Origin of the sequence: Pseudomonas fluorescens HK44, assembly GCF_000217955.3 — a bacterium.
GTDB classification, from domain to species: domain Bacteria; phylum Pseudomonadota; class Gammaproteobacteria; order Pseudomonadales; family Pseudomonadaceae; genus Aquipseudomonas; species Aquipseudomonas fluorescens_AQ.
The window spans coordinates 473,419-495,852 of record NZ_AFOY02000019.1; the positions used below are offsets into that span (position 1 = coordinate 473,419).

Here is a 22,434-nt window from a genome sequence, read left to right on the forward strand (position 1 = left end):
AACCTGCAACCGAGGTGCATCAGATAGGCACTGGCGACTGTTTTGGGAGCGCTTCGCACTCCAGCGGGAGCAAGCTCCCTCGCCACAAGTAGGTGCTCGCCCTTACCGGCGCGTACATGACCCCGAGGTCTTTGGGAGCTCCACCATGCTAAACACCCTTCTTCCCATCCTGCTGTTTGCTGCCCTGGGCCTGGCTGTCCTGGGCGCGTTGCGGCGGGTGGCTATGTGGCGCCGGGGCCGTGCGTCCAAGGTCGATCTGATCGGCGGCTTGCTGGCCATGCCCAAACGCTACATGGTCGATCTGCACCACGTGGTGGCGCGGGACAAATACATCGCCAACACCCACGTCGCCACGGCGGGTGGTGCGGTGGCGTCGATTGTGCTGGCGATCCTGGTTCACGGTTTTGGCCTGCATAACCGCTTCCTCGGTTATGCACTGTTGTTGATGACGGCAGTGATGTTCGTCGGTGCGATCTTTGTTTACCTGCGTCGGCGTAACCCGCCGGCCCGTTTATCCAAAGGTCCATGGATGCGCCTGCCGAAAAGCTTGCTGGCATTCTCGGCGTCGTTCTTCCTCGTGACCTTGCCGGTGGCGGGCATTCTTCCGGAAAACTTCGGCGGTTGGCTGTTGGCGGCGATCCTCGGTGTCGGTGTGCTGTGGGGCGTGTCTGAGTTGTTCTTCGGCATGACCTGGGGCGGGCCGATGAAGCACGCCTTCGCCGGTGCCTTGCACCTGGCCTGGCACCGTCGCGCCGAACGTTTTGGTGGCGGTCGTTCCACCGGTTTGAAACCGCTGGATCTGAACGATCCAAGCGCACCGCTCGGTGTGGAAAAACCCAAGGATTTCACCTGGAACCAACTGCTCGGCTTCGACGCCTGCGTGCAGTGCGGTAAATGCGAAGCGGCGTGCCCGGCGTTTGCCGCTGGCCAGCCACTGAACCCGAAAAAACTGATTCAGGACATGGTCGTCGGCCTGGCTGGCGGCACCGATGCCAAGTTCGCTGGCAGCCCGTACCCAGGCAAGCCAATTGGCGAGCACGCGGGTAATCCGCATCAACCGATCGTCAACGGTCTGGTGGATGCGGAAACCCTGTGGTCTTGCACCACTTGCCGTGCCTGCGTTGAAGAATGTCCGATGATGATCGAGCACGTTGACGCGATCGTCGACATGCGCCGCCATCTGACCCTGGAAAAAGGTGCCACTCCGAACAAGGGCGCCGAAGTTCTGGAAAACCTGATCGCCACCGACAACCCGGGCGGTTTCGCCCCGGGCGGGCGGATGAACTGGGCGGCGGATCTGAACCTGACGCTGCTCAGCGAGAAGAAATCCACCGACGTGCTGTTCTGGGTCGGCGACGGTGCGTTCGACATGCGCAACCAGCGCACCTTGCGCGCCTTCGTCAAAGTGCTGAAAGCTGCGAAAGTCGATTTTGCGGTGCTCGGTCTCGAAGAGCGTGACAGCGGTGACGTGGCCCGCCGTCTGGGTGATGAAGCAACCTTCCAGCTGTTGGCCAAACGCAACATCCAGACCCTGGCCAAATACAGCTTCAACCGCATCGTCACCTGCGATCCGCACAGTTTCCACGTGTTGAAAAACGAATACGGTGCCTTCGATGGCAACTACCTGGTGCAGCACCACAGCACCTACATGGCCGAAATCATCGACGCTGGCGCGCTCAACCTGGGTCAGCACAAAGGCGACAGCGTGACCTATCACGACCCGTGCTACCTCGGCCGCTACAACGGCGAATACGAGGCGCCGCGCCAGGTACTGCGCGCGTTGGGGATCGAGGTCAAGGAAATGCAACGTTCCGGTTTCCGCTCGCGCTGCTGCGGCGGTGGCGGCGGTGCGCCGATCACTGACATTCCGGGCAAGCAACGGATCCCCGACATGCGCATGGACGACATTCGCGAAACCGGCGCCGAACTGGTGGCCGTGGGTTGTCCACAGTGCACCGCGATGCTCGAAGGCGTGGTCGAACCACGACCGCTGATCAAGGACATCGCCGAACTGGTGGCCGACGCGCTGCTCGAAGACGCGGCGCCCAGCAAGTCACCGGCACCGACTAAACGTCAACCCGCGGAGGCCCACTGATGAGCGACATTATCCGCCGCGATCCGCGCGCTGAATGGATCGCCCGTAACCGTCTGCATCCGCTGCATGCCGCCATGCAACCGGTGGAACACAGCTGGATGGGCCCTAACGGGATCATTCGCAAGAATCCTCACGGCATGGGTTTCATCGGCCCCAATGGCATCAAGCGGATTGACCGCAGTGGTGCACAGCAGGGCGGGGCGACCAAGCGTACGGCCGCCGTTGAAGTGCAATTGCCGCTGCATCAGGTGGCTGCACCTGCGTTCTACATCAGCGTGGTGCCGGACATGGTCGGCGGCCGTTTGAGCAGCCACGACCGCGACCTGCTGGGCCTGGCCCATCAACTGGCCGGCAAGGACGGTGCAGTGCTGGCGGTGGTCTTCGGCGAACACAAGGAAAGCGCCTTCGCCACCGCGGGCGTCGACCGCCTGTTGGTACTTGATGGCGTAGAATTCGAGGGTTATGCACCGGAACAGCGAGTGCAGGGTCTGCGGGCTGTGGATAACCAGTTCAGCCCTCGTCACTGGTTGCTGCCGGACAGCCGCACCGGTGGCGGTGAACTGGGTCGACGCTTTGCCGCGGCACTCGGCGAACGCCCGGCCACGCGGGTCTGGCAGGTCAAGGATCAGGAGTGCATCGGCCGCGCCGGTGCCGGTCTGCAAGACTTGGCGCGCCCTGTTGCACGGTTGATTCTGGCGGCGGTGGAATGTGCCGAGCCGGTCAGCGAAACCCGCCATGAAGCGTTGCCGGTGGAGTTATCCACAACGGTTGCGCGCAGCCTGTCGCGGATCGAGGACCTGGGCGCGGTAGCGGTCGACCCGGCAGCGATTCCGATGGCCGAAGCCGAGTTCATTTTCTCGGGCGGCAACGGGGTCAAGGACTGGGCTCTTTTCCACAGGACAGCGGCAGCGTTGGGCGCTACCGAAGGTGCATCGCGGGTCGCGGTGGACGATGGTTTCATGGCCCGCGACCGTCAGGTCGGCGCCAGCGGCACCTGGGTCACGGCACGTGTCTACGTGGCAGTGGGGATTTCCGGGGCGATCCAGCATCTGCAAGGCATCGGTGCCTGCGACAAGGTGGTGGCGATCAACCTCGATCCTGGCTGCGACATGATCAAACGCGCCGACCTGTCGGTGATAGGCGAAAGCGCAGAAATTCTTCAGGCCTTGATCGCGGCGGTAGAGGCTTACCGCAACGACGCCAAGCGCGATGCGGCTTAAGAGAAGGAAAGGGTTATGAGTACTCATGTAATCAGCCTGGTGTCGATCGGCGCTCACCCGACCTCGGGCCGGCCACGCCGCGCCGAACAGGATGCGCGGGCGGTTGAACTCGGTCTGCAACTGGCAGGTGGTAACCTGCAAGTGCTGCACGCCGGTGACGTCGAGGAGCCTGCGCTGCGGGCTTATCTGGGCATGGGCCTGGAACAGTTGCACGTGCTCGAACAGCCCCAGGGCGCCGATGCGCTGCCAGCGTTGAGCGCTTATTTGCGCGATGCCGGTGCGCAGGTCGTGCTGACCGGCAGTCAGGCGGAAACCGGTGAAGGCTCGGGCATGTTGCCGTTCCTGCTGGCGGAAAGCCTGGGCTGGCCGCTGGTGGTCGGGCTGGCGCAGGTCGAGTCCATCGACGGCAATTCGGCCCTGGTGCTGCAAGCCTTGCCTCGCGGTCAGCGTCGACGCTTGAAAGTGCGCCTGCCGTTTCTCGCCACGGTGGATAACGCCGCGCCAAAACCTCGGCAAAGTGCGTTCGGCCCGGCTCGACGCGGCGTGTTGCACGCCGAAGATGTTGAAATCATCGACGACGAATTGCTCGCGGTTGCAACGTTGCAGCCGGCCAAGCCACGGCCAAAACGCCTGAAAGTGATCAAGGCCAAGAGCGGCGCCGACCGGATGAAAGCTGCAACGGCCAAGGCCAGCGGTGGCGGTGGGCAAGTGCTCAAAGGCCTGAGTGCCGAAGCCGGGGCTGAAGCGATTCTCAAGTTGCTGATCGAAGAAGGCGTGGTTCGCTGATCTTCACACAGTGATCGTTCCCACGCGGAGCAAAGGGGGGCCGCCCGGGACGCTCCGCGTCCCTGTTACCTGCCTGAAATTCAAAGCGTGAAGTACCCTCGCTATTATCCTGTCGGAGAAAATAATGACCGTTGAGTTTCGTGCAGCCCTGCGCGCGGATGCGCGGGAGATTGCTCGCTTGTTTCAGATTTCATCGGAAGGTGCCGCGGATTACATCTGGAGCCAACTGGCAGAGCCCGGCCAGGACCTGCTGGATGTCGGTGCCAGTCGCTACGCCCGTGAAGACGTCGATTTCTCCTATCAAAACTGCCTGATCGCGCAGGCAGAGGGGAAGGTCATTGGCATGCTGCACAGCTACGTGATGCGTCACGATCCGCTGGCCGCTCCCGTCACCGATCCGGTCCTGGCGCCGTATGCCAAGCTGGAAATCCCCGACACCCTCTATATTTCGAGCCTGGCGCTGCATGAGGGCTGGCGCAATCAGGGCTTGGGCCAACAATTCCTCGCCTACGCTTACGACCGTGCCAACCAGTTGGGGCTCAATGGCTTGAGCCTGATCGACTATGCGGCGAACACCGGCGCCCGTCGGTTTTACGAGCGACATGGCTTCCGTATCGTCGATACCTGCCAGATCACACCCCACCCGATGATTCGGGTCACGGGTGAAGCCTATTTGATGTATCGGCCTTAAGCATAAGCAAATCCCTGTGGGAGCGAGCCTGCTCCGGGCGGCGATCCGACGATAGAGATCTGTCAGTCAACATCATCGTTGAATTTGATGGCCTCTTCGCGAGCAGGCTCGCTCCCACAGTTGTTATGAGCTTTTACCCACAATCCCTGTTAGCGCTTCTGTGGATAACATGTTCACCCCTCGCTACACCCCACGCATATCAAGCCCTGCAAGCCCTTGTACGAAAAACAACCAGCCTAACCCCGCGTTTTTTCGAGCTTTTTTCAGTGGATAAGGGCATCGGTCGTTCACGACTTGCCCCCAATCTCTGTTGGCGCTTCTGTGGATAAGATGTTTGCTGTCCGCTGTAAGCCATACAGATCGTGGCTTTCAAGCTTCTGGTCAATAAATAACCAAATGCCGGTTTTTGTCCTCCGCTGACTGCTCGAACCCACGAAATATGCAGCCTTGACGTGGTTTTCCACAACACACTGAATAATGTGCACAGTTGCCCCCAAAGTCTGTTGGCGCTTCTGTGGATAAGGTGTTTGCGATCCTCTGTGAGCCATGAATAACGTGGCTTACAGGCTTTTGATCAAAAAACAGTCAATAGTCGTCGAAAACCGATCAATTGAATAAGTCACGGATTTTCTTCAGTTTCTGTGGAGAAAACGCTCAGTCTTTCCACAGTTGTCCCCATTAGCTGTGGGTGGAGGTGTGGATAACTTGTTCGCTGAAGGCTGCACGCCACGTTCCTTATAGGCTGGAACGCGATAGATCATATTTCGTACAGTTCTAAAGACCGGGAGAGTGTATTCAGGGGGGGGAGTGGTGACTGCTAGGACGCTATCGCGAACAGGCTCGCTCCCACAGGGGATTGGTGGTGTTCACACATGCTGCGAACAACATCAATCAATGTGGGAGCGAGCCTGCTCGCGATACTTTAGAGCTTAACCGTGTACCGGCACGCCCTTGAGGTACGGCGCAGGCTCGGCCCCCAGGTTGTTCAACAGGCGCTCGCTGTACCAATCCACGAAGTTCACCACGCCGAACTCATAGGTCTTGGAGTACGGGCCTGGCTGGTACGCCGTGGAGTTGATCCCGCGCTGGTTCTCTTCGGCCAGGCGACGGTCTTCGTTGTTGGTGGCATCCCAGACTTCACGCATGCGCTCGACGTCGTAATCCACGCCTTCGACAGCGTCCTTGTGCACCAGCCATTTGGTGGTGACCATGGTTTCCTGCGCGCTGATCGGCCACACGGTGAACACAATGATGTGATCGCCCATGCAGTGGTTCCATGAGTGCGGCAGGTGCAGGATGCGCATCGAGCCCAGGTCCGGGTTCTGGATCCGGCCCATGAGTTTCTTGCAGGCTTGCTTGCCGTCCAGGGTCATCGATACGGTGCCTTTGAGCAGCGGCATGCGCACGATGCGGTTACGCAGGCCGAAGCTGGCGTGTGCGTAAGGAATCTTCTCGGCTTCCCAGGCAGCGGCAGAGGCGGCTACGTGGTCCTTGAACGCCTGGTCGGCACGCGGGTCGGTGACGTCGTCCCATTCCAGCAGGGTTTTGAGCAGTGCCGGGTGCGACGCGTTGCAGTGGTAGCACTCGCGGTTGTTTTCCAGCACCAGCTTCCAGTTGGCCTGTTCCACCAGGGTGGTTTGCACCGCCACCTTGGTGTTTTCCATGTCGTACGGTTCCATGTAATGGCTCAGTGTCGACAGGAAGTCATCGATGGCCGGAGGGTTTTCCGCGAGGCTGACGAAGATGTAGCCGCCAGCGGTTTTCACGTTTACCGGTTTCAGGCCGTACTGCTTCATGTCGAAGTCGTCGCCCATCTCGGAGCCGGCGAACAGCAGGCGCCCGTCCAGCTCGTAGGTCCACTGGTGGTAGTGGCAGACCAGCTTGGCGACTTTGCCTTTTTCACTGGTGCACAGACGCGAACCACGGTGGCGGCAGACGTTATGGAAGGCATGGACCACACCTTCTGCACCGCGAATCACGATGATCGGGTTCTTGCCGATCTGCAGGGTCAGGAAGTTGCCCTTGGTCGGGATTTCGCAGGTCATGCCGGCGATCAGCCACTCTTTCTGGAAGATCTCCTGCATGTCGATATCAAACAAGCGCTCATCAGAGTAGAACGGCTGTGGCAGCGAAAATGTACGCTCGCGCTCTTGCAGCATCTGCGCGGTGGCCTTGCGTGCGGGTTCCAGCGGATCGCCCAAGCTCAGGGTAGTGGTGACGTCCATCGTTTAAGTCCTCATGGCCATCTGTGTGGCCGGCGAATAGTGGCTAATCAGGGTTGCTACGCAAGGCAGAAAACAGCGTTTATCTGTTGAGGCGAGTGTGGGGCCGGCGCAGGCTGGAACCTTATCCATGGGCGACATGGCCCAATCTGTTCCCGACGCTCAACCCCCGGTGGTTGTGGGCTGGTCGCGATAAGCATGTGAATGTCGCAGATAGGTAAATGGGCAATCTGCGCTATACGCAGAATCGGCAACATGAGGTCGACAGTCGACCGTGGAGATCAGCATGTCCAATAGTTTCCTGAACCCAGTCACCACCCAGACCTGGGCCAATGGCCGGCACATTGTCCGTTGCGTCAAAGTCATCCAGGAAACCTGGGACGTGCGGACCTTCTGCTTCATGGCCGACCAGCCGATTATGTTCTTTTTCAAACCGGGGCAGTTCGTCACCCTGGAGCTGGAGATCGAGGGCGTGCCGATCATGCGCTCGTACACCATTTCCAGTTCGCCGTCGGTGCCTTACAGCTTTTCGGTAACCATCAAGCGCGTACCGGGCGGCAAGGTTTCCAACTGGCTGCACGACACCCTGCATGAAGGCCAGGAACTGGCGGTGCACGGGCCGGTCGGGCTGTTCAACGCCATCGACTTCCCGAACCCGAAAGTGCTGTACCTCAGCGGTGGTGTGGGAATCACCCCGGTCATGTCCATGGCCCGCTGGTTCTTCGACACTAACGGCAATGTCGATATGGCGTTCATCCACAGCGCCCGCTCGCCAAAAGACATCATCTATCACCGCGAGCTGGAACACATGGCGTCGCGGATCGAAAACTTCAGCCTGCACCTGATCTGCGAAAAACATGGTTTCGGTGAGCCATGGGCCGGGTATCGCGGTTACCTGAACCACAAGATGCTCGAACTGATGGTCCCGGACTTCCTTGAGCGTGAAGTGTTCTGCTGCGGCCCGACGCCGTACATGAATGCGGTCAAGCGCCTGCTGGAGAACGCTGGCTTCAATATGAAGCGCTACCATGAGGAGTCTTTCGGTGCCACGCCGCCGGAGGCTCGCGCCGACGCCGTGGAACACGCCGAACAGGCGGCCGACGCGCCGGCGATCGACGCCGCTGACCTGCATGAGGTGGAATTCACCGCCTCCGGCAAAAGCATCCGTGTGGCGCCGGGCGAGACCGTCCACGCCGCCGCCTCCAAGCTTGGCCTGCTGATTCCGAAAGCCTGCGGGATGGGGATCTGCGGAACGTGCAAGGTGATGAAGCTGGGCGGCGAGGTCGAGATGGAGCACAACGGTGGGATCACCGAAGAGGACGAAGCCGAGGGCTACATCCTGTCGTGCTGCAGCATTCCGAAAGGAGATGTGCGGATCGAGTTTTAAGCCGTTACTCCGGGGGAAGGGACGCAGAGCGTCCCGGGCTGCATTCCTTTGCTGCGCGTCACTAGTGTCGCTCTGCGTGGGAACGATCAGCTTTCTGTGGCGAGGGAGCTTGCTCCCGCTGGGTTGCGGAGCAGCCCCAAATCCTGAGCATGCGGTCTGTCAGGTGCACCGTGTTTGCTGAATTCACGACGGCTTCGCCGCCGAGCGGGAGCAAGCTCCCTCGCCACAAAGTTTCATTGCATTCTGGTGGGGTATTACCCCGCCATCACTTCCCGAATATCCGCCGCCAATTCCCGCACCCGCTCTACCTCGGTATCCCATGAGCACATGAAGCGTGCGCCGCCTTTGCCGATGAAGGTGTAGAAACGCCAGCTCTTGGCGGTCAGCGCCGCGACGGCCGATTCCGACAGCTGCAGGAACACGCCGTTGGCTTGCACCGGGAACATCAGTTCAACACCTGGAATGTCGCTCACCAGCTCGGCCAGCAACTGTGCGCAGTAGTTGGCGTGACGGGCGTGTTTGAGCCAGGCGTCGTTTTCCAGCAGGCCGACCCATGGCGCCGAGAGGAAACGCATTTTCGACGCCAGTTGCCCGGCCTGTTTGCAGCGGTAGTCGAAGTCTTCAGCGAGTTTCTGGTTGAAGAACAGAATCGCCTCACCCACCGCCATGCCGTTTTTCGTCCCGCCGAAGCACAACACGTCAACGCCGGCTTTCCAGGTCAGGTCGGCGGGCGAGCAGTTGAGGAATGCGCAGGCGTTGGAGAAGCGCGCGCCGTCCATGTGCAGGTTCAGGCCCAGTTCCTTGCAAGTGGTGCTGATGGCGCGGATTTCTTCCGGGGTGTAGATGCTGCCGACCTCGGTCGCCTGGGTCAGGGTCACGACGCGCGGTTTCGGGTAGTGGATGTCCTGGCGCTTGAGGGCGATTTCGCGGATCGATTCCGGGGTCAGCTTGCCATTTTCAGTGCGTGCGATGAGCAGCTTGGAGCCGTTGGAGAAAAATTCCGGCGCGCCGCATTCGTCGGTTTCGACGTGGGCGGTTTCCGAGCAGATTACGCTGTGGTAGCTCTGGCACAGCGACGACAGCGCCAGCGAGTTGGCCGCGGTGCCGTTGAAGGCAAAGAACACTTCGCAGTCGGTTTCGAACAGTTTGCGGAAATCGTCCGAGGCGCGTGCGGTCCACTCATCGTCGCCATAAGCGCGTTGGTGGCCTTGATTGGCCTGTTCCATGGCGGCCCAGGCTTCCGGGCAGATACCGGAATAGTTGTCGCTGGCGAATTGTTGGCTCTTGTCGGTCATGGCCGGCTCCGTGGTCGATGATGGTGCGCACTGTACCCAAGATTGGCAGGGGAGCACACGCGATGTGTCTGTCAGAAAAATACAAAGACGTCAGGCAATTATGCACATGACTACACGCAACGTTGTGTTGAACCTGCTGTAGGAGCTGCCGGGTGTGTCGCGAGCGCCGGTCAGTGGTCGCTCTTTGGGTGTATGTCGTAAACGCACCTTTGCGTGGCGTCCATAGGCATTTGACCTGTCTGCGCCGGCCATACCATCGCTTCCAAAGGGCACTGCCGTAAGGTACGTGCCTCACCGAGACGAAAGGCGCACAAGCCGCCGCTGGGAGAGACGCGATGTTCAGCAAGCAAGACCAGATCAAGGGTTACGACGATGCACTGCTGGCGGCGATGAATGCCGAAGAGCTGCGCCAGGAAGATCACATCGAGCTGATCGCGTCAGAGAACTACACCAGCAAGCGCGTCATGGAAGCGCAAGGCAGCGGCCTGACCAACAAATACGCCGAAGGCTATCCGGGCAAACGCTACTACGGCGGCTGCGAGCACGTCGACAAGGTCGAAGCGCTGGCCATCGAACGCGCCAAACTGCTGTTCGGTGCCGATTACGCCAACGTCCAGCCGCACTCCGGCTCGTCGGCCAACAGCGCCGTTTACCTGGCCCTGCTGCAACCCGGCGACACCATTCTCGGCATGAGCCTGGCCCATGGCGGTCACCTGACCCACGGCGCCAAGGTGTCGTCCTCGGGCAAGCTGTACAACGCCGTGCAGTACGGCATCGACACCAAAACCGGCCTGATCGACTACGACGAAGTCGAGCGTCTGGCCGTCGAATGCAAGCCGAAGATGATCGTCGCCGGTTTCTCGGCTTACTCCAAGACTCTGGACTTCCCACGTTTCCGTCAGATCGCCGACAAGGTGGGGGCGCTGCTGTTCGTCGACATGGCGCACGTTGCCGGTCTGGTCGCTGCCGGCCTGTACCCGAACCCGCTGCCGTATGCCGACGTGGTGACCACCACCACCCACAAGACCCTGCGCGGTCCGCGTGGCGGCCTGATCCTGGCCAAGGCTAACGAAGAAATCGAGAAAAAACTCAACGCGGCAGTCTTCCCCGGTGCCCAGGGCGGCCCGCTGATGCACGTGATCGCCGGTAAGGCGGTGTGCTTCAAGGAAGCGTTGGAGCCTGGTTTCAAGGTCTATCAGCAACAAGTGATCGACAACGCACAGGCAATGGCCGGCGTTTTCATCAAACGTGGCTACGATGTAGTGTCCGGCGGGACTGATAACCACCTGTTCCTGGTGAGCCTGATCCGTCAGGGCCTGACCGGTAAGGAAGCCGACGCCGCCCTGGGTCGTGCCCACATCACCGTGAACAAGAACGCCGTACCGAACGATCCACAATCGCCGTTCGTCACCTCGGGCCTGCGTATCGGCACCCCGGCGGTCACCACGCGCGGTTTCAAGGTTACCCAGTGCGTTGAGCTGGCCGGCTGGATCTGCGACATCCTCGACAACCTCGGCGACGCCGATGTCGAGGCCAATGTTGCCAAGCATGTGGCAGCCCTGTGCGCGGACTTCCCGGTTTATCGCTGAGCGCGGTTTTGGAGTAAATGACTATGCAACGCTACTCAGGCTTCGGCCTCTTCAAACACTCCCTCAGCCACCACGAAAACTGGCAGCGGATGTGGCGCACGCCGACTCCGAAAAAAGTCTACGACGTGGTCATCGTCGGCGGCGGCGGGCATGGTCTGGCGACCGCCTACTACCTGGCCAAGGAACACGGCATCACTAACGTGGCCGTGGTCGAGAAGGGCTGGCTGGGCGGCGGTAACACCGCGCGCAACACCACCATCGTGCGTTCCAACTACCTGTGGGACGAATCGGCCCACCTGTACGAACACGCGATGAAACTCTGGGAAGGTCTATCCCAGGACCTGAACTACAACGTGATGTTCTCCCAGCGTGGCGTTTACAACCTGTGCCACACCCTGCAGGACATTCGTGATTCCGAGCGTCGGGTCAGCGCCAACCGCCTGAACGGCGTCGATGGTGAACTGCTCACCGCTCAGCAAGTGGCTGACGAGATTCCGTACCTCGACTGCTCGAAAAACACTCGCTACCCGGTGATGGGCGCTACCGTTCAGCGTCGCGGCGGCGTGGCCCGTCACGATGCCGTGGCCTGGGGCTTTGCCCGTGCGGCCGATGCCTTGGGCGTGGACCTGATCCAGCAGACCGAAGTGATCGGTTTCCGCAAGGAAAACGGTGTGTGCATCGGTGTCGAAACCAACAAGGGCTTCATCGGCGCCAAGCGCGTCGGTGTAGTCACCGCCGGTAACTCCGGGCACATGGCCAAACTGGCCGGTTTCCGTCTGCCGATCGAATCCCACCCGCTGCAAGCGCTGGTATCCGAGCCGATCAAACCGATTATCGACAGCGTGATCATGTCCAACGCCGTACACGGTTACATCAGCCAGTCCGACAAGGGCGACCTGGTCATCGGTGCCGGTATCGACGGTTACAACGGCTACGGTCAGCGCGGTTCGTATCCGGTGATCGAGCACACTATCCAGGCCATCGTCGAGATGTTCCCGGTCTTGTCCCGAGTGCGCATGAACCGTCAGTGGGGCGGCATCGTCGACACCACCCCGGACGCCTGCCCGATCATCTCGAAAACGCCGGTACCGAACATGTTCTTCAACTGCGGTTGGGGCACCGGTGGTTTCAAAGCGACTCCAGGCTCGGGCAACGTGTTTGCCGCCAGCCTTGCCAAGGGTGAAATGCACCCATTGGCTGCACCTTTCTCCATCGACCGTTTCCACAGCGGTGCGTTGATCGATGAACACGGCGCTGCTGCAGTCGCCCACTAACAGGAGAAATCCCTATGTTGCATATCTTCTGTCCTCACTGCGGCGAGCTGCGCTCCGAAGAGGAATTCCATGCATCCGGCCAGGCGCACATCCCGCGCCCACTGGACCCGAACAGCTGCACCGACGAGGAGTGGGGCGACTACATGTTCTTCCGCGATAACCCTCGCGGGTTGCACCACGAGCTGTGGGATCACGTCGCCGGTTGCCGTCAGTATTTCAACGTCACCCGCGACACCGTGACCTACGAGATTCTCGAAACCTACAAGATCGGCACCAAGCCGCAGTTCACCGACAAGACTGAAAGTCCGAAAGCGGCCGCGCAGGCTCTGGGAGCGAAGGTATGAGCCAGATCAATCGCCTGTCCAACGGTGGACGGATCGACCGCAACAAAGTCCTGAGCTTCACCTTCAACGGCCAGCTCTACAAAGGCTTTGAAGGCGACTCCCTGGCCGCTGCATTGCTGGCCAACGGCGTCGACATCATCGGTCGCAGCTTCAAGTATTCGCGTCCTCGCGGGATCTTCGCCGCGGGCAGCGAAGAGCCGAACGCGGTGCTGCAGATCGGTGCCACCGAAGCCACGCAAATTCCTAACGTGCGCGCCACTCAACAGGCGCTGTACCAGGGCCTCGTCGCCACCAGCACCAACGGCTGGCCGAGCGTGAACAACGACATGATGGGGATTCTCGGCAAGGTCGGCGGCAAGCTGATGCCACCGGGTTTCTACTACAAAACCTTCATGTACCCGCAATCGTTCTGGATGACCTACGAGAAGTACATTCGTAAGGCTGCAGGTCTTGGCCGTTCGCCGACCGAGAACGATCCGGACACCTACGACTACATGAACCAGCACTGCGACGTGCTGATTGTCGGCGGTGGCCCGGCCGGTCTGGCGGCTGCCCTGGCGGCTGCGCGCAGCGGTGCCCGAGTGATTCTGGCCGATGAGCAGGAAGAGTTTGGCGGCAGCCTGCTCGATTCCCGTGAAAGCCTCGACGGCAAACCCGCCACCGAGTGGGTCGCCAGTGTCATTGCCGAACTCAAAAACACCCCTGACGTGTTGGTGCTGCCGCGTGCGACCGTCAACGGTTACCACGACCACAACTTCCTGACCATTCACGAGCGCCTCACCGATCACCTCGGCGACCGCGCACCGATCGGCCAGGTTCGTCAGCGTATCCACCGGGTTCGCGCCAAGCGCGTGGTACTGGCGACGGGTGCTCACGAGCGTCCACTGGTCTACGGCAACAACGACGTGCCGGGCAACATGCTCGCCGGTGCCGTCTCGACTTACGTGCGCCGTTACGGCGTAGCACCGGGCAAGAAACTGGTGCTGTCGACCAACAACGATCACGCCTACCGCGTGGCGCTGGACTGGCTCGACGCCAGCCTGCAAGTGGTGGCCATCGCCGATGCGCGGAGCAATCCTCGCGGTGCGCTGGTAGAAGAAGCACGTGCCAAAGGCATCCGTATTCTGACCGGCAGTGCCGTCATCGAAGCGCGCGGCAGCAAGCGCGTCACCGCCGCTCGTGTTGCCGCGATCGACGTCAAGGCGCACACCGTCACCAGCCCTGGCGAATGGCTTGAGTGCGATCTGGTTGCCAGTTCCGGCGGCTACAGCCCAGTGGTTCACCTGGCCTCGCACTTGGGTGGCAAACCGATCTGGCGTGAAGACATCCTCGGTTTCATTCCGGGCGAAGCACCGCAAAAACGCGTCTGCGTGGGCGGCATCAATGGCGTCTACAGCCTCGGCGATACTCTGGCCGACGGTTTTGAAGGCGGCGTGCGCGCGGCCAGCGAAGCCGGCTTCAAAGCGGTCGAAGGCGTCCTGCCCAAAGCCCTGAGCCGTGTCGAAGAGCCGACTCTGGCGCTGTTCCAGGTGCCGCATGAAAAGGCTACCGCACGTGCGCCGAAGCAATTCGTCGACCTGCAGAACGACGTCACCGCTGCCGCCATCGAACTGGCGACCCGCGAGGGCTTCGAGTCGGTCGAGCACGTAAAACGTTACACCGCACTGGGCTTCGGTACTGACCAGGGCAAGCTTGGCAACGTCAACGGTCTGGCCATCGCCGCCCGTTCGCTGAACGTGACCATCCCGCAGATGGGCACCACCATGTTCCGCCCGAACTACACGCCGGTGACTTTCGGTGCGGTAGCCGGTCGTCACTGTGGGCACATCTTCGAACCAGTGCGTTGCACCGCACTGCACGCCTGGCACGTGAAAAACGGTGCCGAGTTCGAAGACGTCGGTCAGTGGAAGCGTCCTTGGTACTTCCCGAAAAACGGTGAAGACCTGCATGCCGCGGTGAAACGTGAATGCCTGGCCGTGCGTGAAAGCGTCGGCCTGCTGGATGCCTCGACACTCGGCAAGATCGACATTCAAGGCCCGGATGCGCGTGAGTTCCTCAACCGCGTCTACACCAACGCCTGGACCAAGCTCGACGTGGGCAAGGCCCGCTACGGCCTGATGTGCAAAGAAGACGGGATGGTCTTCGACGACGGTGTCACTGCATGCCTCGCCGACAACCACTTCGTGATGACCACCACCACCGGCGGCGCTGCGCGCGTGCTGCAATGGCTGGAAATCTACCACCAGACCGAATGGCCAGACCTGAAGGTGTACTTCACCTCGGTTACCGACCACTGGGCGACCATGACCCTGTCCGGGCCGAACAGCCGCAAGCTGCTCAGCGAAGTCACCGACATCGATCTGGACAGGGACGGTTTCCCGTTCATGACCTGGAAAGAAGGTTTGGTAGGCGGTGTGCCGGCTCGGGTGTTCCGGATCTCGTTTACCGGTGAGCTGTCGTACGAAGTCAACGTGCAGGCCGACTACGCCATGGGCGTTCTGGAAAAAATCGTCGAGGCGGGCAAGAAGTACAACCTGACGCCGTACGGTACTGAAACCATGCACGTCCTGCGGGCCGAGAAGGGGTTCATCATCGTCGGTCAGGACACTGACAGCTCGATGACCCCGGACGACCTGAACATGGGCTGGTGCGTCGGTCGCACCAAACCGTTCTCGTGGATCGGCTGGCGTGGCATGAACCGTGAAGACTGTGTGCGTGATCAGCGCAAACAGTTGGTCGGCCTCAAGCCGATCGACCCGACCAAATGGCTGCCGGAAGGTGCGCAACTGGTGTTCAACACCAAGCAAGCGATCCCGATGAGCATGGTCGGTCACGTGACCTCCAGCTACGCCCACAACTCCCTTGGCTATTCGTTTGCCATGGGTGTGGTCAAAGGCGGCTTGAAGCGCCTCGGCGAGCGCGTGTTCGCGCCGTTGGCCGATGGCAGCGTGATCGAAGCGGAAATCGTTTCTTCGGTGTTCTTCGATCCGAAAGGCGATCGCCAGAACATCTAGTGGCCTCGAATCCTGTGGGGTGTCAGCTGAACCGCGTTGTCTGCATCGCGAGCAGGCTCGCTCCCACAGGAGATCGCGTAACCTTTGTGGGAGCGAGCTTGCTCGCGATGGCGGCAGCGTAGCCACCACCAGGGCCGGAACCAACAGAATTCAAGACAGGTGCTTTATGACCACAGCCAACGTTTACCAACAGCGCCCAACCACTGGGGCAAAGGCCGAGTCGTCGCTGCACCACGCGGGCCTGCAAAGCCTGGTGGGCAAGGGCCGTAAAAACGCCGGTGTCACCGTGCGTGAGAAAAAACTCCTGGGCCATCTGACCATTCGTGGCGATGCCCACAACCCGGCATTCGCCGCGGGCGTGCACAAGGCCCTGGGCCTTGAGCTGCCGGTCGCGCTGACCGTGGTCGCCAAAGGCGAAACCAGCCTGCAATGGATGGGCCCGGACGAGTGGTTGCTGATCGTGCCGAGTGGTGAAGAATTCGCTGCCGAGAAAAAACTGCGTGAAGCCCTGGGCGATCTGCACATCTCCATCGTCAATGTCAGCGGCGGCCAGCAGATCCTTGAGCTGAGCGGCCCGAAAGTCCGCGAAGTGCTGATGAAGTCCACCAGCTACGACGTGCACCCTAACAACTTCCCGGTGGGCAAAGCGGTGGGCACGGTGTTCGCCAAGTCGCAACTGGTGATCCGCCACACCGCCGAAGACACCTGGGAACTGCTGATCCGTCGCAGCTTCTCGGATTACTGGTGGCTGTGGTTGCAGGATGCGGCTGCTGAATATGGCCTTAGCGTCCAGGCCTGATCTGTGGCGAGGGAGCTTGCTCCCGCTGGGCTGCGCAGCAGCCCCAATGCCATCTATAGCATTCCGCCAGTGAGACCGAATCCGTAGATTTACGACTGCTACGCAGCCGACGGGAGCAAGCTCCCTCGCCACAAAGGAGTCACCGCACTATGAGCCGCGCACCAGATACATGGATTTTGACTGCCCATTGCCCAAGCGTCCTGGGCACGGTGGATGCGGTGACCCGCTTTCTGTTCGAACAGGGTTGCTACGTCACCGAGCACCATTCCTTCGATGATCGGCTTTCGGGCCGCTTCTTCATTCGTGTGGAGTTCCGTCAGCCCGACGCCTTCGACGAACAGACGTTCCGCAGCGGTTTAGCCGGACGGACCGACGCGTTCGGCATGGTGTTCGAGCTGACTCCGCCGCACCACCGGCCAAAAGTGGTGATCATGGTCTCCAAGGCCGATCACTGCCTCAACGATTTGCTCTATCGCCAGCGCATCGGCCAACTGTCGATGGATGTGGTCGCGGTGGTGTCCAACCACCCGGACCTCAAGCCGCTGGCCGATTGGCACGGGATTCCTTATTACCACTTCCCGCTCGACCCCAACGACAAGCCCTCGCAAGAGCGGCAAGTCTGGCAGGTGATCGAAGAGTCCAGTGCAGAACTGGTGGTGCTTGCGCGCTACATGCAAGTGCTGTCGCCGGAGCTGTGCCGCAAGCTCGATGGTAAAGCGATCAATATCCATCACTCCTTGCTGCCCGGTTTCAAAGGCGCCAAGCCGTATCACCAGGCGTACAACAAGGGTGTGAAACTGGTGGGCGCCACGGCGCACTACATCAACAACGACCTCGACGAAGGCCCGATCATCGCCCAAGGCGTGGAAGCGGTGGATCACAGCCATTATCCCGAAGACCTGATTGCCAAAGGCCGGGATATCGAAGGGCTGACGTTGGCCCGAGCGGTGGGTTATCACATTGAACGGCGGGTGTTTCTCAACGCCAACAGAACAGTAGTTCTTTAGATTTTTGGGGCCGCTTTGCGACCCATCGCGGGCAAGCCTTGCTCCTACAGTGATCGCGTCGTCCCGTTATTTAATGGCCGACGTCACCTCGTAGGAGCAAAGCGTGCTCGCGATGAGGCCCTTACAAACAACACAAGACACAAGCACTAACCCAAGCAATCTACGCGTTGCCCTCAGTTGGTAACGCGGTTTCATAAAAACAACAGCGAGGTGAAAGCATGTCTGGTAATCGTGGTGTGGTGTATCTCGGCAATGGCAAGGTCGAAGTACAGAAAATCGACTATCCAAAAATGCAGGACCCACGCGGCAGGAAGATCGAGCACGGCGTCATCCTGCGCGTGGTATCCACCAATATCTGTGGTTCCGACCAGCACATGGTGCGTGGTCGCACCACGGCTCAAACCGGTCTGGTGCTGGGCCACGAGATCACCGGTGAAGTGATCGAGAAGGGCAGCGACGTCGAGAACCTGAAAATCGGCGACCTGGTGTCGGTGCCGTTCAACGTGGCGTGCGGGCGCTGCCGTTCCTGCAAAGAAATGCACACCGGTGTCTGCCTCAGCGTTAACCCGGCCCGTCCGGGCGGTGCCTATGGTTATGTCGACATGGGTGACTGGACAGGCGGCCAGGCCGAATACGCAATGGTGCCGTATGCCGACTTCAACCTGCTGAAACTGCCGGACCGCGACCGGGCCATGGAAAAAATCCGTGACCTGACCTGCCTCTCCGACATCCTGCCAACCGGTTACCACGGCGCAGTCACTGCCGGCGTTGGCCCTGGCAGCACCGTGTACATCGCGGGCGCAGGTCCGGTCGGTCTGGCGGCTGCCGCTTCCGCTCGCCTGCTGGGCGCGGCAGTGGTGATCATCGGTGACGTCAACCCGATCCGCCTGGCTCACGCCAAGGCCCAGGGTTTTGAAATCGCTGACCTGTCGACAGACACCCCACTGCACGAACAGATCGCCGCGCTGTTGGGCGAGCCAGAAGTGGATTGCGCCGTCGACGCCGTGGGCTTCGAAGCCCGTGGTCACGGCCATGCCGGGGTGAAACACGAAGCACCGGCCACCGTACTCAACTCGCTGATGGGCGTGGTTCGGGTTGCCGGCAAAATCGGCATCCCTGGCCTGTACGTCACCGAAGATCCGGGTGCAGTCGATGCGGCCGCGAAAATGGGCAGCCTGAGCATCCGCTTCGGTCTGGGCTGGGCTAAATCCCACAGCTTCCACACCGGGCAGACCCCGGTGATGAAGTACAACCGCCAGCTGATGCAGGCGATCATGTGGGACCGCATCAAGATTGCCGACATCGTGGGCGTCGAGGTCATCAGCCTCGACGACGCACCACGTGGCTATGGCGAGTTCGATGCGGGCGTGCCGAAGAAGTTTGTGATTGATCCGCATAAGTTGTTTAGTGCGGCGTAAGGGCTGTAGGTGAAAAAAAGGGCGACTTAATGTCGTCCTTTTGATTTGTATATATATCTTGGACTGTTGGGTTGGACATTAAATCGATTTGTTATGATTCTTGTTGCATTTTTATGGGCTGTGTCTTATGGATCTGAAGGAAAAGTCGAAATATTTTTTCTTTCTTTTTTATTGAGAGGGTCAAAGGGATTTCGTTTGATAATGGTAAATTGACTTGTGGGGATTTTATGTTCGGTTAAGGCTAGGTCATGCCTTGTGAGCAATTCGCCGTAGTAACCTTTAGTTGGCTTGTTAGATAATTTTGCAAAAATTGCTGCAAAAGAATTGGCTTCTCCCTCCGCAGAGTAGCAAGACAAAATTCGAACGTTGTTATATGAATCAAAGTCGATTCCTTGTTTTTTTGCAGCAATGAATAGTTTGAGTGGGCCCCATTCGCCCTCGCTAGTCGTTAATAATGAATTTTCGTTTGGAGCGGGCTTTACTCCATGGCCGATAAAATTTATTCGTCGACCACCTTCAGATGTGTCCTCGTAGCTTACAACTCCTTTTGCAATCTGACGCCTCTTTAGCATATGTTGAGTTTTTGGCATTTTTTGCGCCGTTGTTGAAGGAGCAATTTTTTTTGCTTGTTGAGCCAGGAGCTTCAGATTGGTCCTGACTAGTGCCCAGCTATGCCCCGTATTGTCCACTCGATTCAACGGATCTCCTGTGCAATACGCATACGCATTCAACCCACCCTCCCCAAACGGACTCCAACTGTCCGGGCTGTTAAACCGCATCAACACCGGATTAAACGCCCGATAGCCATTACCCAACAAATAACACCCGGTCACCGGGTCCGGCCGTTCGCCGTTGAAACCGAGCAGGCTGAGCAAACCGCCTCCGGGAGCGCGATGGCCGTAAGGCGTGTAGGCGATGGGATGAGGCTGCGTGGCGTCGAGTGCGTTCAACACCGAACGTTGCTGATCGGTGGCGAGCAAGGTGGTTTCCGCTGCGCCGTTTTGACGCTGTTGTAGTGCGAGCAGTTGATCCTCGTGCTGCATGATCGAACACTGCGTCGCACCCTGGATCTCGGTGGCCAGGCGATCTTCGAGGTAGAAGCGTTGGGTGCTCGTCCGCACCGATGGCGCGCAAGCGGTTAGGCGATCCAGTGGGTCGTAGCGGTAGTGGCAAAGCAGGGTTCCGCGATTGAGCGGCATGGGCGGGATTTCCTGAAAGGTGCGTCGATTCAAGGATTCACTGTGGCGCAATTGGCCGGGCTTGCCCACTATCAGAACTGCTAGGGTCAACGGCTGGAGATGACGCAGAGCGTCGCGGGCGGGATTCCCACGCAGGAGTCAACGATCATTCTAGCGACCGGTTACCACCGCGCTGTCACGGTGGGTGTTGGCCCGGGCAGCACCGTCTGCATCGCCGGCGCGGGTCCGATGGGGCTGGCGGCTGCCGCTTCCGCTCGCCTGCTGGGCGCGACAGTGGTGATCATCGGTGACGTCAATCCGATCCGCCTGGTTCACGCCAAGGCCCAGGGTTTTGAAATCGCCGACCTGTCCCAGGACACTCCGCTGCACGAACAGATCGCTGCATTGTTGGGCGAACCGGAAGTGGATTGCGCCGTCGACGCCGTGGGCTTCGAAGCCCGTGGTCACGGCCATTCGGGGGTGAAACACGAAGCACCGGCCACTGTACTCAACTCGCTGATGGGCGTGGTTCGGGTTGCCGGCAAAATCGGTATTCCGGGCCTGTACGTGACTGAAGATCCAGGTGCCGTCGATGCCGCCGCGAAGATGGACAGCCTGAGCATCCGCTTCGGTCTTGGCTGGGCCAAATCCCACAGCTTCCACACCGGCCAGACCCCGGTGATGAAGTACAACCGCCAGCTGATGCAGGCGATCATGTGGGACCGGATCAAGATCGCCGACATCGTTGGGGTTGAGGTGATTAGCCTGGACGACGTGCCACGTGGGTATGGCGAGTTCGATGCGGGCGTGCCGAAGAAGTTTGTGAATAATCTGCGTAAGTTGTTTAGTGCGGCGTAAGGGCGTTCCAAGTGAAAGAAGGGCGACGTGATGTTGCCCTTTTGACGTTGAACCAACGGACTTGCCTTGAGGGTCGTTCAATCGCATATACACTGGATTAAACGCTCGATAGCCAAATCCCAGTAGAAAATGTCCGGTCACCGAGTCGGGTCATTTGTCGTTGAACGGATTTCCTTGTTTAAAGTTTGACGGTAAGTGCCACGCTCATCACGTCGGAACGAGCCGTCGCGTTTGAATGACAAATCGTTGTATGTAGAAGGAAAAAAGACGATTTCTCCTTCGTGCCCGCCAGTGCCCACGGCGTAATCAACGCCCATTGTTTTCTGTTGAATGTCTTGTACGTAGACCTTCAACACGACTGCGCGGTGATTATTTCTCAGGTGATCTCGGGCGTAACCTTGGGCTACGTCTAAGGTATCCGATACATAGAACCCGTCGCCAAAATTCGAGGTGTTTTTTCCTATATGCCCCTCTTGGACGCCGTTATTTAATATATTTCGTGCGCTAGTTTCCGAAGTTCCGTGGTATCCAACTAAGGATTTTGTTCCGTCTGGCAGTGGCTCTTTTTTGAGAGACGATGGTTTCCTGATTCCCAGCATGTTTTTAAGGCCCTTGATAGGGTTATATCCTTTCGGGAAAAAAGAGAAGTGCCCTGTAGGATCCCTCCTATTCAGAGGATCTCCCGAACAATACGCATAGGGATTGATCCCCCCCCTAGCGAACGGACTCAAACTGTCTGGACTGTTAAACCGCATCAACACTGGGTTAAACGCCCGATAGCCATTACCGAGCAAATAATGCCCGGTCACCGGGTCCGGTCGTTCGCCGTTGAAGCCGAGGAGGCTGAGCAAGCCGTTTACCGGCGGGCGATGGCCGTAGGGTGTGTAGACGATGGCGTGCGGGGGCATCGCGTCGAGTGCGTTCAACACTGACCGCTGTTGATCGGTGGCGAGCAAACGGGTTTCCACGGTGCGACTCTCACGCCGTTGCTGTGCCAGCAATTGATCCTCGTGCTGCATGATCGAATGCTGCACCGCGCCCTGGATCTCGGTGGCCAGGCGATCTTTGAGGTAGAAGCGTTGGGTGCTCGTCTGCACCGATGGCGCGCAAGCGGTCAGGCGATCCAGTGGGTCGTAGCGGTAGCGGCAAAGCAGGGTTTCGCGATTGGTCGGCATGGGCGGGATCCCTGAAAGGCGCGTCGATTCGGGGTTTTACTGTGACGCAATCGGTCAGGGCTGCCTACTAGCAGAACTGCTA

Annotated in this window: 16 protein-coding genes and 2 pseudogenes; 13 read left to right on the forward strand and 5 right to left on the reverse strand. The window is 59.6% G+C overall.

All coding sequences use genetic code 11. The features are described 5' to 3' along the window. Positions 1–145 precede the first annotated feature (145 nt). From dgcB to HK44_RS24705, 4 genes are all read left to right on the forward strand, one after another. Positions 146–2,095 (forward strand): dimethylglycine demethylation protein DgcB, encoded by a 1,950-nt coding sequence (dgcB, locus tag HK44_RS24690; RefSeq protein ID WP_019694001.1) that lies wholly within the window; start codon positions 146–148, stop codon positions 2,093–2,095. Continuing rightward, entirely contained in the window at positions 2,095–3,315 is a 1,221-nt protein-coding gene (locus HK44_RS24695) for an electron transfer flavoprotein subunit alpha/FixB family protein (protein WP_019694000.1), read from the forward strand. The genes dgcB and HK44_RS24695 overlap by 1 nt, the downstream gene beginning before the upstream one ends. Positions 3,316–3,330: 15 nt before the next feature. After that, a complete protein-coding gene (locus HK44_RS24700; protein ID WP_019693999.1) occupies positions 3,331–4,101 on the forward strand; it encodes an electron transfer flavoprotein subunit beta in 771 nt (256 codons plus the stop codon). 124 nt (positions 4,102–4,225) lie between these two features. Continuing rightward, positions 4,226–4,792, forward strand: a complete 567-nt coding sequence (locus HK44_RS24705) for a GNAT family N-acetyltransferase (RefSeq protein WP_019693998.1) — start codon at positions 4,226–4,228, stop codon at positions 4,790–4,792. 929 nt (positions 4,793–5,721) lie between these two features. Here HK44_RS24705 and gbcA read toward each other — a convergent pair. Next, positions 5,722–7,017, reverse strand: a complete 1,296-nt coding sequence (gene gbcA, locus HK44_RS24710; RefSeq protein WP_019693997.1) for a glycine-betaine demethylase subunit GbcA — start codon at positions 7,015–7,017, stop codon at positions 5,722–5,724. A 283-nt stretch (positions 7,018–7,300) separates the two neighbouring features. On the opposite strand from gbcA, the gene gbcB reads away from it, so the two are divergent. Next, positions 7,301–8,401 (forward strand): glycine-betaine demethylase subunit GbcB, encoded by a 1,101-nt coding sequence (gbcB, locus tag HK44_RS24715; RefSeq protein ID WP_019693996.1) that lies wholly within the window; start codon positions 7,301–7,303, stop codon positions 8,399–8,401. Positions 8,402–8,655: 254 nt separating this feature from the next. Here the strand turns inward: gbcB and HK44_RS24720 are convergent, their stop codons facing one another. Next, positions 8,656–9,696 (reverse strand): low specificity L-threonine aldolase, encoded by a 1,041-nt coding sequence (locus tag HK44_RS24720; RefSeq protein WP_019693995.1) that lies wholly within the window; start codon positions 9,694–9,696, stop codon positions 8,656–8,658. A gap of 335 nt (positions 9,697–10,031) precedes the next feature. Here HK44_RS24720 and glyA point away from each other — a divergent pair, with 335 nt between their 5' ends. From glyA to fdhA, 7 genes are all read left to right on the forward strand, one after another. Further along, entirely contained in the window at positions 10,032–11,285 is a 1,254-nt protein-coding gene (gene glyA, locus HK44_RS24725; RefSeq protein ID WP_019693994.1) for a serine hydroxymethyltransferase, read from the forward strand. 23 nt (positions 11,286–11,308) lie between these two features. Beyond that, positions 11,309–12,559 (forward strand): sarcosine oxidase subunit beta, encoded by a 1,251-nt coding sequence (locus tag HK44_RS24730; protein WP_019693993.1) that lies wholly within the window; start codon positions 11,309–11,311, stop codon positions 12,557–12,559. A 14-nt stretch (positions 12,560–12,573) separates the two neighbouring features. Then, positions 12,574–12,903, forward strand: coding sequence for a sarcosine oxidase subunit delta (locus HK44_RS24735; protein ID WP_019693992.1), 330 nt, complete (start codon positions 12,574–12,576; stop codon positions 12,901–12,903). Then, the gene (locus tag HK44_RS24740) at positions 12,900–15,917 is read left to right on the forward strand and encodes a sarcosine oxidase subunit alpha (RefSeq protein WP_019693991.1); all 3,018 of its coding nucleotides are present in this window, start codon (positions 12,900–12,902) and stop codon (positions 15,915–15,917) included. The genes HK44_RS24735 and HK44_RS24740 overlap by 4 nt, the downstream gene beginning before the upstream one ends. Before the next feature lie 166 nt (positions 15,918–16,083). Next, positions 16,084–16,716: a sarcosine oxidase subunit gamma gene (locus HK44_RS24745; protein ID WP_019693990.1), complete on the forward strand. Its 633-nt coding sequence runs from the start codon at positions 16,084–16,086 to the stop codon at positions 16,714–16,716. Positions 16,717–16,865: 149 nt separating this feature from the next. Then, on the forward strand, positions 16,866–17,723 hold the full coding sequence (gene purU / locus HK44_RS24750; RefSeq protein WP_019693989.1) for a formyltetrahydrofolate deformylase: 858 nt from the start codon (positions 16,866–16,868) through the stop codon (positions 17,721–17,723). A gap of 218 nt (positions 17,724–17,941) precedes the next feature. Further along, positions 17,942–19,141 (forward strand): formaldehyde dehydrogenase, glutathione-independent, encoded by a 1,200-nt coding sequence (gene fdhA, locus HK44_RS24755; RefSeq protein ID WP_019693988.1) that lies wholly within the window; start codon positions 17,942–17,944, stop codon positions 19,139–19,141. Positions 19,142–19,266: 125 nt separating this feature from the next. Here fdhA and HK44_RS24760 read toward each other — a convergent pair whose 3' ends face one another. Beyond that, entirely contained in the window at positions 19,267–20,340 is a 1,074-nt protein-coding gene (locus HK44_RS24760) for an RHS repeat-associated core domain-containing protein (RefSeq protein ID WP_024265159.1), read from the reverse strand. Between the two features lie 147 nt (positions 20,341–20,487). Between HK44_RS24760 and HK44_RS24765 the strand changes: the two are divergent. Continuing rightward, positions 20,488–21,177, forward strand: a pseudogene (locus tag HK44_RS24765) (formaldehyde dehydrogenase, glutathione-independent); the annotation flags it as partial. Positions 21,178–21,245: 68 nt separating this feature from the next. On the opposite strand, the pseudogene HK44_RS30705 reads toward HK44_RS24765, so the two are convergent. Together HK44_RS30705 and HK44_RS24770 are read right to left on the reverse strand one after the other, a co-directional pair. Then, a pseudogene (locus HK44_RS30705) lies at positions 21,246–21,327 on the reverse strand (RHS repeat-associated core domain-containing protein); the annotation flags it as partial. Continuing rightward, complete coding sequence (locus HK44_RS24770) at positions 21,315–22,352, reverse strand: RHS repeat-associated core domain-containing protein (RefSeq protein ID WP_019693985.1); 1,038 nt, start codon at positions 22,350–22,352, stop codon at positions 21,315–21,317. The pseudogene HK44_RS30705 and the gene HK44_RS24770, both read right to left, overlap by 13 nt. Between the last annotated feature and the right edge of the window lie 82 nt (positions 22,353–22,434).